General features: G+C 42.6%; 13 protein-coding genes. 4 read left to right on the plus strand and 9 right to left on the minus strand.

Translation table 11 applies throughout. The features are described 5' to 3' along the window. Positions 1-262: 262 nt before the first annotated feature. From AC1DU2_RS05955 to mnmE, 3 genes are all read right to left on the minus strand, one after another. A complete protein-coding gene (locus tag AC1DU2_RS05955; protein ID WP_477365103.1) occupies positions 263-703 on the minus strand; it encodes a hypothetical protein in 441 nt (146 codons plus the stop codon). A 72-nt stretch (positions 704-775) separates the two neighbouring features. Further along, on the minus strand, positions 776-1,555 hold the full coding sequence (locus AC1DU2_RS05960) for a hypothetical protein (RefSeq protein ID WP_477383324.1): 780 nt from the start codon (positions 1,553-1,555) through the stop codon (positions 776-778). Between the two features lie 605 nt (positions 1,556-2,160). Then, entirely contained in the window at positions 2,161-3,555 is a 1,395-nt protein-coding gene (mnmE, locus tag AC1DU2_RS05965) for a tRNA uridine-5-carboxymethylaminomethyl(34) synthesis GTPase MnmE (RefSeq protein WP_477383326.1), read from the minus strand. Between the two features lie 209 nt (positions 3,556-3,764). Between mnmE and AC1DU2_RS05970 the strand changes: the two genes are divergently transcribed. Further along, positions 3,765-4,823 carry a nucleoid-associated protein gene (locus tag AC1DU2_RS05970; RefSeq protein ID WP_477383327.1) on the plus strand — a complete coding sequence of 353 codons (1,059 nt, stop codon included), beginning with the start codon at positions 3,765-3,767 and terminating at the stop codon, positions 4,821-4,823. A gap of 6 nt (positions 4,824-4,829) precedes the next feature. Here the strand turns inward: AC1DU2_RS05970 and AC1DU2_RS05975 are convergent, their stop codons facing one another. Together AC1DU2_RS05975 and AC1DU2_RS05980 are read right to left on the minus strand one after the other, a co-directional pair. Then, positions 4,830-5,420: a hypothetical protein gene (locus AC1DU2_RS05975; RefSeq protein ID WP_477383329.1), complete on the minus strand. Its 591-nt coding sequence runs from the start codon at positions 5,418-5,420 to the stop codon at positions 4,830-4,832. 286 nt (positions 5,421-5,706) lie between these two features. Further along, positions 5,707-7,674, minus strand: a complete 1,968-nt coding sequence (locus tag AC1DU2_RS05980; RefSeq protein WP_477383330.1) for a KUP/HAK/KT family potassium transporter — start codon at positions 7,672-7,674, stop codon at positions 5,707-5,709. 354 nt (positions 7,675-8,028) lie between these two features. Between AC1DU2_RS05980 and AC1DU2_RS05985 the strand changes: the two genes are divergently transcribed. After that, positions 8,029-8,454: a hypothetical protein gene (locus AC1DU2_RS05985; RefSeq protein WP_477365121.1), complete on the plus strand. Its 426-nt coding sequence runs from the start codon at positions 8,029-8,031 to the stop codon at positions 8,452-8,454. 9 nt (positions 8,455-8,463) lie between these two features. Here the strand turns inward: AC1DU2_RS05985 and AC1DU2_RS05990 are convergent, their stop codons facing one another. The 4 genes from AC1DU2_RS05990 to proS all read right to left on the minus strand — a co-directional run bounded on the left by AC1DU2_RS05990 (position 8,464) and on the right by proS (position 12,554). Continuing rightward, the gene (locus AC1DU2_RS05990; protein ID WP_477383497.1) at positions 8,464-9,324 is read right to left on the minus strand and encodes a TIGR02757 family protein; all 861 of its coding nucleotides are present in this window, start codon (positions 9,322-9,324) and stop codon (positions 8,464-8,466) included. Position 9,325: 1 nt separating this feature from the next. Continuing rightward, the gene (locus AC1DU2_RS05995; protein WP_477383332.1) at positions 9,326-9,739 is read right to left on the minus strand and encodes an SMI1/KNR4 family protein; all 414 of its coding nucleotides are present in this window, start codon (positions 9,737-9,739) and stop codon (positions 9,326-9,328) included. A gap of 36 nt (positions 9,740-9,775) precedes the next feature. Further along, positions 9,776-10,915 carry a cystathionine gamma-synthase gene (locus AC1DU2_RS06000; protein WP_477383333.1) on the minus strand — a complete coding sequence of 380 codons (1,140 nt, stop codon included), beginning with the start codon at positions 10,913-10,915 and terminating at the stop codon, positions 9,776-9,778. A 166-nt stretch (positions 10,916-11,081) separates the two neighbouring features. Further along, on the minus strand, positions 11,082-12,554 hold the full coding sequence (gene proS / locus AC1DU2_RS06005) for a proline--tRNA ligase (protein ID WP_477383334.1): 1,473 nt from the start codon (positions 12,552-12,554) through the stop codon (positions 11,082-11,084). Between the two features lie 100 nt (positions 12,555-12,654). On the opposite strand from proS, the gene AC1DU2_RS06010 reads away from it, so the two are divergent. Both AC1DU2_RS06010 and AC1DU2_RS06015 read left to right on the plus strand, forming a co-directional pair. After that, on the plus strand, positions 12,655-13,584 hold the full coding sequence (locus tag AC1DU2_RS06010; protein WP_477383335.1) for a hypothetical protein: 930 nt from the start codon (positions 12,655-12,657) through the stop codon (positions 13,582-13,584). Between the two features lie 18 nt (positions 13,585-13,602). After that, entirely contained in the window at positions 13,603-15,081 is a 1,479-nt protein-coding gene (locus AC1DU2_RS06015; RefSeq protein ID WP_477383336.1) for an OmpP1/FadL family transporter, read from the plus strand. Positions 15,082-15,149: the final 68 nt, after the last annotated feature.

The following is a 15,149-nucleotide window of genomic DNA, read 5'->3' on the forward strand; positions in this document are numbered from 1 at the left end:
AACCGTAAAATAATTATCGATGTAAATTTGTTGCCGTCGAAAATGCAATTTAAAATCCTGGCGCGCCATCCCGAGTATAACCATCCTTCGCCTGCGCCAGAAATTTCCCACGAAAAAAACGTATCTCTACTAAACCGCCGTTTGTAAATCAGATACAAATATTCTACACTCATGAATACTATGGTAAAGGCGACGCAGATTGTGGTCAACATAACTGCGCCGCCTTCAGTAATACCAATAAGTTTATCAAAGCCTATAAACATTACGATAACTGATGTGTGTTTGAAATGAAAACATGGGAAAGCTTGTCCGATTGCGATGGTACCTTCCTGGCAATGGTAAATTGAACAAGTTCCCCCAACTCTCTCCCGCACAAATTATTTACATGGTTTAATATCAGTAAATAAGGCACTCCGAACAACATTTCTTCCCCAGATTCGCCAGGTTGTGTCAAGATCAACTGGCAAAGATCAAAAAAAGCTTTTCTGTGCCGCCTGTTCGGGTTCCATATAAAACTGTACCATGCTCTTTTTTTGCCAAATTCAGCTAATCGCCAGGGAGATTGAAAGTCGTCTGAAAACACCCTGAAAAAAAGGTAAAAATCTGTGCCATTAGGTTCGGGGGCAAAAAACGTCCATGTTGGAACGAGTGTAAGCTTGTCTGTCCTATCTATCCATTTTTGGGCAAAAGGTAAATATTTCATTATAGATATAATAAAATACAAGGCTAAAACAAACCCTAATAAAATACCCGGAATTTCATTCATCACAAAGGATTAAATTTTTGCTGTACGTGATATAATTTCCTGACGAGCCGCAACAAGTTCTTTAACGGTTGGATTTGCGCTTTTAAATGTAGCAGCTGGTATCTCGGTTGTTGTTTGTTCCTGATACCATTTAAGACAGCGACGTCCTATAATAGTAGCAACACCGGCAACCAAGATACCAGGTGTTATGCCAACAGTTACTATTGCAGGAGTCGCGAATACAACATCATCACCGCCTACTTTTCCAAACTTCATGGACGACCTATCCATTGGGATGTCAACAGCTTGCTTTTCTAATTCAGATAACTGTGGCTGATGGAGAACAACCATAACTTTTGGTTCAACTTTTAACTCATCATCTGAGTAAACAGTGTACTTAAAATTATCCGCGTCAAATTGCCCACCTGAAAAAGCAAAAAGCACCTTGGTAAACGCTACACCTTTAACAGTAAATAAATTTATCGCAATTGTTTTGGTTCCGTAGTTCAGGTCGACAATAAAAGGAGCAGTTTGTAAAGCAGCTAATGCTTGATCATCAGACAGCTTAGTTAGCTTATTAACTTCCAATTTGTTTTCATAAGCCAAATCGTTTATCTTTTCAGTATCTGTTGAAGCAATGGCTTGTTCTAACTGATCATAAAAAGCTGAATCACCATTGGCTACAATTACTACTCCGCTACCGGGTAATAATAGTTCTGTAGACGGGCCACTTAGCGTATAAACTTTAGCGGTCCTTGTAGTTTCTAATTTGTTTTCGCGGCTTAAAGCAGCATTTGAGTTTAATTCCATTGGTAAAATGTTTTGTGAATAACTAATTTCTTTTAAGGCAAATAAAAAGAAGAAACACAAAAAAAACTTTCGAATTCATTGCAAATTCTTTCGAATTTGTTCCCTATTTACCCAATAAGAAATTTATTAAACATCTATAGATAACTTTTACAGATCAGACCACCACAGTGTTACCTGGCGTAAAACCAAAATGGCGAGAGAAGGCGGCCGAAAAACTGGCAGGGCTGCCAAAGCCAACCAATAAGCCAGATTGGATAGGGTTGCTCTACATTGTTCTTACGGCTCATGCGTGTATTGCAAGCTAACAATGCGGATCAGTTAGCCGGGGGAACTGCCCAATAAGGTAGTGGTAATGAAGTAACCGGTCAGATCTCCCTTAAAGGTGATTAAGGTTATGTAAGAGTAGTTAAGTGCCCGAAGCGACTTAATTCATCCACATTTCCGATGAAATCAAAAACTAAAATTTTGAGTAACATCTGAGTAACAAAAGTCGGAAAAACAGGGGCAATTATCCAAGGATTTGGACAAGAAGAATTAACATAACTTATTAACAATGAGAAATTTACTTGTCGTAAGTTTACAGAGTTTTAGGGTATTTGGCAAGCCTATTTGCCGATACAAAACTTACTAAATATATTCTCCAGCAAATCATCCGTAGTGACCACACCGGTAATCTCGCCTAAATAATGTAATGCCTGTTTAATATCCATCGACAAAAAATCGGAGGTAATGCTGCCGTCTATCCCACCCAATACACGAATGAGCGCTTCTTCGGTTTTTTGAAGGGCTTCCAGGTGGCGGATGTTGGTTACCATGGTTTCATCGCCGCTTAGCTGATCTTTAATTGATGAGGAATAGATGCGTTGTTTCAACTCATCGATATGCTGCTTTTCTTTAGCAGATATAATGGTCAGTTTGTCGGCATGTGGCAAAGCCGCTATCTGGGCTTCGGTAAGCAAATCGGCTTTATTGGCTACCAGCAGCATGGAAATTCCTGGCTTTTGCAGGCTTTCAATGTCGCTGTTCAATTCTTCGGTAGTAATTTCGGCAGCATCAAACACATAAACCAACAGGGCCGACTGGCTTATTTTCTCCATCGTGCGCTGCACCCCTATCTGCTCAATAGCATCAGTTGCCTCGCGGATGCCTGCGGTATCTATCAGCCGGAAATTGATGCCCTGGATGTTCAGTACCTCTTCAATAGTATCGCGGGTGGTACCCGGGATATGACTCACGATGGCCCTTTCCTCGTTCAGGAGGGCATTCAATAGCGTGGACTTACCCGCGTTGGGCCGTCCGGCTATAACCGTGTTAACGCCGTTCTTGATGGCATTGCCCAGTTCGAACGACTGGATTAACCTGCCTACTATTTTGGTGATCTCATGGACGAGGTTTTTCAGCTGGTCGCGGTTGGCAAACTCTACATCCTCTTCGGCAAAATCAAGTTCCAGTTCAATTAGTGATGCAAAATTTACCAGTTGCTCGCGCAGGGCCTGTAGCTGGGTACTAAAGCCACCACGCAATTGCTGTAAAGCTACCTGTTGTGATGCTTTGGAATTCGAGGCTATCAAATCGGCAACGGCTTCGGCTTGCGATAAATCGAGCTGCCCGTTCAGGAAAGCCCTGAGGGTAAACTCGCCTGGCTTGGCTGACCGTGCTCCTTTTTTAATGAATAGCTTTATGATAGATTCAATGATATAGCCCGAGGCATGGCAACTGATCTCGACAACATTCTCACGCGTATATGATCGCGGGGCCACAAATAGCGAAGCCAAAACCTCATCCAGCACCAAATCGCCGTCAACAATATGGCCGAAGTGGATGGTATGTGAGGCCTGTTTGGTTAAATCTTTACCCTTCCACACACTGTTGGCAATAGCTATGGCATTCAGCCCCGAAAGGCGGATAACCGCGATAGCGCCAATCCCGTTTGGGGTGGCAAGGGCAACGATGGTATCTTCGGAGTTGTGGGTTATGAGTTGTGAGTTGTGAGTGTCCATAGCTTTATCTGAACCGGAATTTGTAGAATTAAGGAATTGACAGAATTTTAAAATTTGCGCAATTCTAAAAATTCGATGAATTCCGGTTCGGACACAAAAGTAAAACAAAATCCCTTGAACTATGAACCAAAGGCCATGAACTACTTTTCAATGACTTAATGACGCGTAGCAAATGCCCCAATGACTAAAAACCTTAACTTCGCGTAATTATGGTAACATTTTTTGAAGCTTCGCTCGATACTATTTCGGTACATCATGTTGGTAATCCTTTGCAGGATGAGTTGTACGCCTTGTCGGATAGTCCGCTGGAATTGAAGGATGAGATTATTCCTAACGTGCTGATGCAGTATTTTTTAAAACCTTTTGAAAAGGTTAACGAAGTTTATCACCTGACACATAGCAGTGGCGACCTTGCGCTTAACGAGCTGCATAACTTTGCCACCCAGGTGTTTGAGGATCAGGAAAAATTTCACGAAGCATCAGAAAAAATTGCCAAACACCTGTTTAAGGTTACCACCCACCCCAATATTAAAGGCGGCGAGCTGTACGTGGTTTACTTTAACAGCGTACAAATTGAAGGTAACCCACTGGATACCATTGGCATTTTTAAATCGGAAAATAAAGAAACCTACCTGAAAGTTTACCCGGATAAAGGCGGTTTCCAGGTTGATTATGAGCAGGATGCCATTAACATTAACAAGTTGGATAAAGGCGTGCTCATCTTCAATATCGAAAAAGAAAACGGTTATAAAGTGGTGGTGGTTGATAAAACCAACGGCGGCCAGGATGCAGCCGTGTACTGGAAAGACGATTTTTTACAGCTCAAAATCCGTAATGATAGCTTTAACCAAACCAACAATACCCTGGGAATTTACAAAAACTTTGTTACCCAAAAACTCGACGATCAGTTTGAAATGAGCAAGGCCGACAAAATAGACCTGCTTAACCGGTCGATGAAGTACTTTAAAGAAAAGGAAACCTTTGATATGGACGAGTTTGGCAACGAGGTAATAGGCAACCCGGAAGCCATTGAATCGTTCAAAACCTTCAAAAACCAGTACGAACAGGAATTTGACAGTCCAATTGGCAACACGTTCGAGATATCCGGTAATGCAGTCAAAAAACAAGCCCGCGATTATAAAAGTGTTTTAAAGCTGGATAAAAATTTCCACATTTATATCCACGGCGATAAACAACTCATCGAAAAAGGCTTTGACGACGATAAAGCGATGAACTTTTACAAGGTTTATTTTAAGGAAGAAGCGTAGGCTAAATCAATTAGCCGGTGTAAACTCCATTATCGCAGGTGGCTGTTCAATTTTGGGAGCACAGGAACAAGCCTTGTGGAACTTAAGTATTTGCGTCGCCAAGCCCGGATTATGTATAATATCAACTTTCGGGTTGTATATAGAAGGCGAGTTATATATATCATTCAATAGCTTATAAAAACTACTATCCATAAAGCTGGGGATGAATATTAACTCATCTTTTTTGCCTGCAGCATTTATGTAATATAAATATTGAAGTGCACCCGCAAAATGCGAACCTTCTGGCAACTTATTAATTGTCATATATGTCGTTAATTTTTTATTACCATCAAAAACAGCATTTAGTTTATTCACTAATTCCGCAGATAAATGGTAAGTAGTATCACCGATACCTTTATATTTTGTCATTAAATGCACTAAACCATCTGCATTAATTTCCAAAAGATCAACAATATTGATCTTTTGGAAATTATCCGATGCAGGTTCGTAAGAGGACCAAACCAAGCGCTTAAAAACAGGTTTTACGTGTTGCGCATAAAGGTTCATCACACCAAAAATCAGTGCAAACAAAATCGGGATTATTTTTTTTGTGGTCATGATTGGTTTAGCGTAAGTATCGCAAATATAATACACTCGACGCTATCAATCTTAATATGTTGGATAATCGCTACAATTATATCTCAATCTGTTCAAAAGCATAAAAGTGGTTGATTGGGTGAGCGGTTAAATTTGATTGAACTTAATCAACCACTCACCTAATCAACTTAATCAACCATTCACTTATTCAACCACTCACCTAATCAACTTAATCAACCATTCACTTATTCAACCACTCACCTAATCAACTTAACCAACCATTCACCTAATCAACCACTCATCTAACCTATACCGGCTCCACCCTTTTCAAATGCAAATTACTCACCGGCTTAACTACCAACGGTATTTTTTCAATCCGGGTTTCGCTGGTATCTAACCCAAAAGCTTTGGCTTCTGACTGGGCCAGTTTTTTAATGGCGAAGTAGCTGTTCAATATAAATCCTTCGCTCACACTAAACAGGTTATTGTAGCTCAGGAATTTTTCCATAATTACAAACCTGAAATCGGCAGGGATATTGTATTCTTTAAGCGACGCGTATTTACTGGTAATATCAATTTCCTTACGTTTAACCATATCCTCTACCACGTTGCGGAACAGCACATTAACCCGCGGCTGAATCCTGAATCCTAAACGATATTCGATACGGATAACCTTACCCGGCTCAATATGGTCAACACTGTACTCCATAGTATAAGGCTCGTCTGTACGCTCAATATGCACAAACCAATAAATATCGGCACGTTTAGGGCGGCGGCTCATGATAGAGTAAATAATCTTTTCTTCTATCTGTTTGCTGTTATTGGCCTTGGTCAGATAGATTAAATGCGTAGCGTATTTATTTACGGTAGTATCGGCACTAAGCGCATTTAACAGGGGTAATTTTTCTTTAATATCTACAAAATGCAGGAAACGGTTATTAATCTTCCTCGCCCTAAACCAAACGTACATGGTAAATATCAACCCAACCTCAAAACCTACAAAGAATAAACGTTTTAATATTTTAACTGCATTGGTTAAAAAGAAGGAGAACTCAACCGTTAAAAATACGCACAGGATGATGGTTACCAACCACACTGGCCAATGTTTCACATAGCGCATAAAGTAATACATCAAAATAGTAGTACTAAGCATAGCTATGGTAATACTAAAGCCATAGGCGTTAGTCATAGCTGCCGATGTGCGAAAATAAAGTGACACCAGGATACAGCCAACGCAAAGTATCCAGTTAACACTCGGTATATAAATTTGCCCCCGAATGTTTGATGGATATTTGATAGTTATACGTGGCCAAAAGTTCATGCTTACGGCCTCGCTAATCAATGTAAACGAGCCGCTGATGAGGGCCTGACTGGCAATAATGGTAGCAAGTGTTGCTAACGCAATACTTGGGATAAGGAACTGGTGAGGAACAATCTCAAAGAAAGGGTTTACGCCTGTAAAGTCTTTTCCTGGAGCCTGAGATAATACCCAGGCACCCTGCCCAAGATAGTTAAGTACCAATGTAGTCTTTACAAAAATCCAACTGATCTGGATGTTTTTACGACCGCAATGGCCCAGGTCTGAATATAAGGCTTCGGCACCGGTAGTACATAAAAATACGGCACCTAACAACCAAAAACCTTTAGGATGGGTCATCAACAAATGTGCGCCATAATACGGGCTCAACGCCTTAAATATGCTGGGATAGTGCATTACCTGCATAGTACCCAATAAACCCAGCATCATGAACCACATGAGCATTACCGGACCAAAGGCTGCGCCAACAACCTTAGTTCCAAACTGCTGAAAAAAGAAAAGCAGTACCATGATCAAAATTACAATCAGTAAAATAAGGTTATTGCCGGGAACAATAATAGTCGAAAAATAGGGAACCAGGTTTAATCCTTCGATAGCCGATGTAACAGAGATAGGCGGAGTAATAATACCATCTGCAAGTAACGTACCGGCGCCGATAATAGCCGGAATAGCTAACCATTTACCGTAGCGCCTAACCAACGCGTAAAGAGAAAAAATACCGCCTTCGCCCTTATTATCGGCCTGCAATGTTATGAGAATGTATTTAAAAGTTGTTTGCAGGGTTAGTGTCCAAAAAATACAGGAGATGGCCCCTAAAACAAGTTCCTGGTTTACTTTCCCGCCTTCGACCAGCAGGGTTTGAAATACATATAGCGGGGAGGTACCGATATCGCCAAAAATGATACCGAGCGTAACAATCATGCCCGCAAATGTGAGGTGCTTAACGTGTGAGTTCATTTAATAAATAAAAAAATTAGGGGATTGAAAAGGTGACAATACTGTTGCCAGGGATTTTTTTGCAGCCACATTGAATATTGACCGCGGCAACAAAGAAATACTATCACCATAAACTGTTTTTAATAACGAACCCTCGTATTCAAAACATATGCCTACAGGGCGATTAGAAAAACTAAAAATCTGTATTACAGATAATTGAATGGAAAATATATGAATTTATAAAAATCGAAAAACCTATCATTTTGATAGGCTTTATCAGAATGATAGCAAGAAATTAAAATCAGTTAATCAATAAAATCGCACTACCTCAACCGTTATATTGTATTTAACTTTGTATTTTTAAAATAAAAAAGCATGAGTAACCTCCATAAAAAGGTGATATTTAAACACCTCCTGAAAACAATCGTTACCATTGGTCTTTTAACAACCATAACAACGGCTTTTGCCCAAACAAATGACACAGATACTTCTGCAACTATTACTGCAGACGTTAAAAGCAAAATTTTAGCCGAATCAAAAGATGGTGGCAGGTTTGATTTTTGGACGCCTATAAAAGGACATGAATATGATGGCCAAAGGATTCAAACGGGTGCAAGTACAAAAGATAACATTTATGCTACCAACCGGGAAATTGCAGTTATAAAATGGGCATATGCGCTCAGTAAATCAGGCATCAAAAAAAGCGACATCATTGGTTTTTATGAGGAATTGAAAGGCAGAAAGATAAGAAGCGACGAGATAACCTTAATAGATTTTGGGATCAAAAAGGCAGCGAATTAAAATGGGGGCCTAAAACTGCACGCCCCACCGTTCCTCAATGCCCAAACCAAACAGGGCAAAATCATACTTTACCGGATCGAGCGGATCAAATTGTTTAAGGCGTTCTGTTAGTTCAAGGGCAGTTTGCCAGTCGGTTTGTTTGCGGGTGATGAGCAGTAGTTTGCGGGAAACCCTGTCTACATGCAGATCGAGGGGACAAATCAGGTCGGCAGGTTTGATCCGGTTCCAGATGCCAAAATCAACGCCGTTATGATCTTTTCGAACCATCCAGCGCAAAAACATATTCAACCGTTTACAGGTTGATTTTTGTGATGGAGAGGATACGTGTTTTTTGGTGCGATGCGGATAATCGGGTAAGGAAAAGAAATAACTTCGGAATTGATTGAGATGATCTTCAGCCCCCCAACCCCCTAAAGGGGGAGTTTTTTTGTTAGCCGCCCGTTGTTCCCCCTTTAGGGGGTTAGGGGGCATAAATGCGTCCTCAAGCGAATCAAAATTTTCATAATGATACCTGAAAAAGCTGATGAAGTACAATGTATCGATATCGTTAAAAGTGCGGTGCTTAAAGCTCAGCAGCTTCTTAAGATCTGGTTCTTCGTGGTTGATGATAAAATCATAGGGTGCCCCATCCATCAACGTAATAAGTTCTTTACACTTTTTAATGATGGTAACCCGCTGCCCCCAGGCCAGGGTAGCTGCCCAAAAACCCATGATCTCGATATCCTGCTTTTTACTGAACAGGTGCGGTATTACGATAGGATCGTTCTCAATAAACTCCGGGCGGTTGTATTGGGCAACTTTGGATTCCAAAAAAGCCTGAAGCCCCCCAGCCCCCTGAAGGGGGAGTTTTTGATTAGCATCTTTAAACATATTAATAGATAGCGTCGGCATTGGAATTTATCATCATTACAATTTCCTCAAATGAACTGGCAATCTGCTCACCATCTTCTACATTGCCATATTCCTTAAAAATGCCAGGTCTGTTTTTATTAAACCCAATAAAGTGGCTTGCTAAAAGAAAATCACAAAACCATATAAAATTTTTATTTTGGTAAGTATTGTGTTCCTCAATTATCATTTCCAAAGGCCACAATGTAAACATGTGTTCCTGCCAATGTAAGCCCATAAAGCCATTGCAGATTTGATAGAATTCCTTAAACTCGTCAGGAAACTTAAAGTTTAAAATTGACTCAATTTTTTCTATGTCAGAAATGGCAGCCGGAGAGCCCAATTTAACTCCCTCCGACTTCCATTTCGATATAACTTTCTGAATCCAGCTATCCATTCAAAAATCTTGATACTTGATACTAACTACTTGCTACTAAGAAAGCGCTTGTTTCAAATCTTCCAGCAAGTCTTCAATATCCTCTACGCCTACGCTTAAACGCAGCAGGTTATCTACCACGCCGGCTTTTTCGCGTTCGGCTTTGGGGATAGACCCGTGGGTCATGCTTACGGGGTGGTTAATCAGGGACTCTACACCGCCTAATGATTCGGCAAGGGCAAATACTTTGAATGAGGATGCAATGCGGAAGGTCTCCTGCAGGTCGGCATCTTTCAATACGATAGAGATCATGCCGCCAAAATCGCGCATCTGCTTTTTGGCAACTTCGTGATTTGGATGATCGGTAAAGCCCGGCCAGTAAATTTTCTCTACTTTGGGGTGTATTTTCAGGAACTCGGCTACTAAGCGACCGTTTTCGCAATGCGCCTTCATGCGCAGGTGCAGGGTTTTAATGCCCCTAAGCACCAGGAAACTGTCCATTGGGCCAGGTGTGGCACCACAAGCGTTGTAAATAAACCAAAGTCTTTTGTACAGATCCTCGTCGTTCGTCATCAGGGCGCCCATTACAACATCACTATGGCCACCAATGTATTTGGTTACCGAGTGCATTACCAGGTCGGCCCCAAGGTCGATAGGGTTTTGCAGGTATGGCGATGCAAAAGTATTATCTACCACAAACAGCAAATTTTTCTCTTTGGTAATTTTGCCTATGGCCTCAATATCTACGATTTGCATGGTTGGGTTGGTAGGTGTCTCTATCCAAACCAGTTTAGTGTATGAGTTAGTGTACTCGGCAACAATTTCAGGATCTGATAAATCCAGGAAATGGAACTTGATGCCGTAGTGAGCATATATTTTGGTAAAAATCCGGTACGAACCACCATACAGGTCGTTTCCGGTAATCACCTCATCGCCGGGCTGTAATAGTTTCATTACGGCGTCTGTGGCGCCCATTCCGCTTGAAAAAGCCAAACCAAACTCGGCATTTTCCAATGCAGCCAAACAGCCCTCAAGCGCTTTACGGGTTGGGTTTGTACCACGCGAGTATTCATATCCCTTATTATCTCCCGGCGATTTTTGCCAATAGGTAGATGTTTGGTATATCGGCGTCATGATAGCACCGGTAGTTGGATCGGGCTCCTGCCCTGCGTGTATTGCTTTAGTTGCGAATTTCATAAGCCCCCTAACCCCCTGAAGGGGGATTTTTTGATGTGCTTCCTTCCCTAAGAGGAAGCCGGTTTGGTATTTTATCCTTTAGGGAAGGATTATAAATTTAAGCCAGTTATTTTTGATTACCCATAAAGCCGCAAATCAAAAACTCCCCCTTCAGGGGGCTGGGGGGCTAATAAGCCCGTGCAAACAGAACCCTCTGCGTAGACGGTTTACCTGTCAAAATGCACTTACCTTCTTCCTGCTTATTATCCAAAGGTATGCAACGGATTGTCGCTTTAGTTTCCTCTTTTATCTTTTGCTCGGTCTCCGGGGTTCCGTCCCAGTGGGCGCTTATAAACCCTGGTTGTTCATCCAGCATGCGTTTAAACTCCTCGTAGGTATCAACCTCGGTCATGTTTTCGGCACGGAAATCAAAAGCTTTTTTATAGATGTTGTTCTGAATTTCATCTAATAAAGCCTCAATATGTTGGGCCAAACCTTCCTGGTTAACGGTATTCTTGGTTTTGGTATCGCGGCGGGCCAGTTCAACGGTTCCGTTTGTCATATCGCGGCTTCCAATGGCTACACGCAATGGTACGCCCTTCAACTCGTACTCGGCAAATTTTGCTCCCGGGCGGTGGGTATCGCGGTTATCAAACTTCACAGAAATACCTTTGGCCTTTAGTTCTTTCTTTAAAGAATCTACATAAGCCGATATATTGTCCAGCTCTTCCTGGTGCTTGTAAATAGGCACAACCACAACTTGTATAGGCGCCAGTTTTGGCGGCAATACCAGGCCGGCATCGTCGCTGTGGGCCATAATTAAAGCGCCTATCAAGCGCGTTGATACGCCCCATGAGGTTGCCCAAACATGTTCTATCTTATTTTCTTTATTGGTGAACTTTACATCAAAGGCTTTGGCAAAATTCTGCCCCAAAAAGTGCGATGTACCTGCCTGTAAGGCTTTACCATCCTGCATTAAAGCCTCAATACAATAAGTATCTAAAGCCCCTGCAAAACGCTCGTTAGCTGTTTTGCGGCCTTTTACTACTGGCAGTGCCATCCAGTTTTCGGCAAAATCGGCATATACGTTCAGCATTTGCTCGGTTTCAGCTATGGCTTCCTCGGCTGTAGCATGGGCGGTGTGGCCTTCCTGCCATAAAAACTCGCTGGTACGCAAAAACAAACGGGTACGCATTTCCCAGCGCATTACGTTGGCCCATTGGTTAACCAGGATAGGCAAATCGCGGTATGACTGGATCCAGCCTTTATACGTATTCCAGATAATGGTTTCTGATGTTGGGCGAATGATCAGCTCTTCTTCCAGTTTGGCATCCTCATCAACTATAATATTGCCATTACCATCGTTTTTAAGGCGGTAGTGGGTAACAACAGCGCACTCCTTGGCAAAACCATCAACGTGGCTGGCCTCTTTGCTGAAAAAGGATTTGGGTATTAACAGCGGAAAATAGGCATTGCTATGCCCGGTATCTTTAAACATGCCGTCAAGCACGGCCTGTATTTTTTCCCATATAGAATAGCCGTACGGTTTAATGATCATGCAGCCCCTAACCGGCGAATATTCGGCCATGTCAGATTTAATTACTAAGTCGTTAAACCATTGCGAATAATCTTCGTCTTTACTGATAACACCTTTGCTCATATTGATTGGAATAGAATTTTTGACTTTGCAATTATTGTATATTGCGCCCAAATTTATAAATTTAAAACTTATTCGAACCCGAACTTTTACAAACCTGCATATGAAACGGAATATTGCAATAGGAATTTTTCTCATCAGCGCCCTGGCACTGAGTTCCTGCTCCACTCAAAAACTCGCTACCACTGTAAGTAACGACGATGTATACTTTTCGAATGCGAAAGCAGGAGATGAGCCTATTTATGCCGTGCAGCCTGTTTACAACCAAACTGACGCTGATAACCAACAGGTGCAGCAGGAAGATGACGACGATTATTTTTACTATGATGATTATTCGTCGCGTATAAACCGTTTCAGTTATTACTCTCCGTTTAGTTATTATGATAATTTATATTACGGCTACAGCAACCCCTATTACAATGGTGGTTTTAGCTTAGGCTTTAATTATGGCCCTTATGGTTATGGCTACTCGCCTTATGCTTACGGCGGATGGGGCGTTGGCTATGGTTACGGCTATGGCAGTAGCTGGGGCCTTGGTTTAGGATATGGCTACCCCTACGGTTATGGTTACGGCGGTTTCGGTGGCGGTTATGGCTACGGTGGCCTTTATGGCGGCGGTTATGGATACGGCGGCGGTTATGGCCGTGGTGGCTATGCTTCATCCGGTACGCCGCGCCCTGTACGCGGTACCGGCAGTCCGTTTAGCGGCCGTGGTTACACGCCAAGTTCGTTTACCCGTACTGCCCGCCCGGTAGGTGCAGGCTCGCCTACGCGTACCGGTATTGGTTATATACCAGGCGGCCGCGCAAACAGAACAACCGATGGTACCATTACCCGCGGCAATTCAAACAATAGCAATACCAGTTACTCGCGCGATTCGCGCCCTGTAAGGCAGCAAGATACCCGGCCGCAAACCCAAAGTGTTGAACGTTCGTCACCTTCGCCTGCTCCATCGTCATCATCTTCAAGTTCAGGTGGCGGCGGCGGTAACAGTGGCGGCGGCGGTGGTGGCGGCAGACCAGTTAGACCATAATTTTATCAGCTTAAATCTATGAAGATTAAATATTTACTTAGTGTGATTGCTATAGTAGCAATTACTAAAGATAGTTTTGCGCAATATTCGCAGGATGCTATTCGCTTCAGCACCTTTCAAACCGGTTCAACATCGCGCATCAAGGGGATAGGCAACGCGGGTACAGCCATTGGGGGCGATTTAAGCTCGATAAGCGGCAACCCCGCCGGGCTTGGCTTTTTTACACACTCCGAGGCAAGCATTACTCCGGAGTTTGATGGGTCGAAAGTAAATTCAACCTACCTTGGCCAGTTTAATACTGATAGCAAAAGCAACCTGAATTTCAGCAACGCCTCGGTTGTAATTTACCAGCGGCTGAGCACGCCAAAAGGCCGTGACAAAACCAAAGGGTGGCTAAGCATCAACTACGGTGCAGCTTATAGCCGTACCAACAATTTTTATGAAAACATTACTTATGGCGGCAAAAACCCAACTAACTCCATAGGCGACTATTACGCAGGCATTGCCAACGCCAATGGGCAGGTAAGCGATGGCGGGTTGGATGACTGGGCGTATCAGCAAAACCTGATAGATAGCTATGCCACAACCGGCGGCGGCAGCGAGTATCGCAGAAATGCATTTGGCACCGTAAATCAATTAAGCAATACCATCCGCACAGGCGGGCAATCGGAAGTTAACCTGGCATTTGGCGCAAACTACAGCAACAAGCTATATTTTGGATTAGGCGTTTCTTTTTCCGACATCCGCTACAACTCTTATAACGTGTTTAATGAAACAGGTACAGCCAATATATTAGTTAATAACGTGGGCACAAATGTTGGCTTTAACTCCAATTTTATACAGGACCAGGTTACCAAAGGCTCTGGCGCCAATGTTAAGCTGGGGGTAATTTACAAACCCGTTAACGCGCTGCGTTTAGGCTTTACCTTTACCTCGCCTACCTATTACACCATTGACGACTCCTACTCTGAAGGCCTGAATACAAACTTTGCCAATAACAGCAGCTTTAAAAACGGCCCTGTAGAGTATCCATTATCCTATAATATGCGCACCCCGTTAAAATTAACAGGCGGCGCAGCCATTTTTATAGGCAAATACGGTTTCATATCCGGCGATGTAGATTATATTGACTACACAACAACCCACATCAGCAGTAACGACAGTTATAGCGCCGATTTTGACAACGGCAACATAAAAGCCCTTTACCGCTCAACTATAAACGCGCACATCGGCGCCGAAGCACGCCTTAACAGCATGTTTTACCTGCGTGGCGGTTACGGCATACAGGGCAGTCCGTTGAAAACTAACGGCAGCGATATTAAAACCGTAAGCGGTGGTATTGGAGTACGCTTTGGTAGCTATTACGTTGATGCCACCTATGCGCACTTAAGCGGCAACCAAACAGTTTATCCATATGAAATAGGTACAGGCAGCCCCGGAGCCGATTTGAAAAAGACCAACAATAACGCATTCCTGACATTGGGTTACGCGTTTTAAAAAGTTGATGATATAGTAAAAAAGCCGCCTGCATTTATAAATGCAGGCGGCTTTTTCATTTGCAGAAT

Source organism: Mucilaginibacter sp. P4_C11, assembly GCF_056402115.1.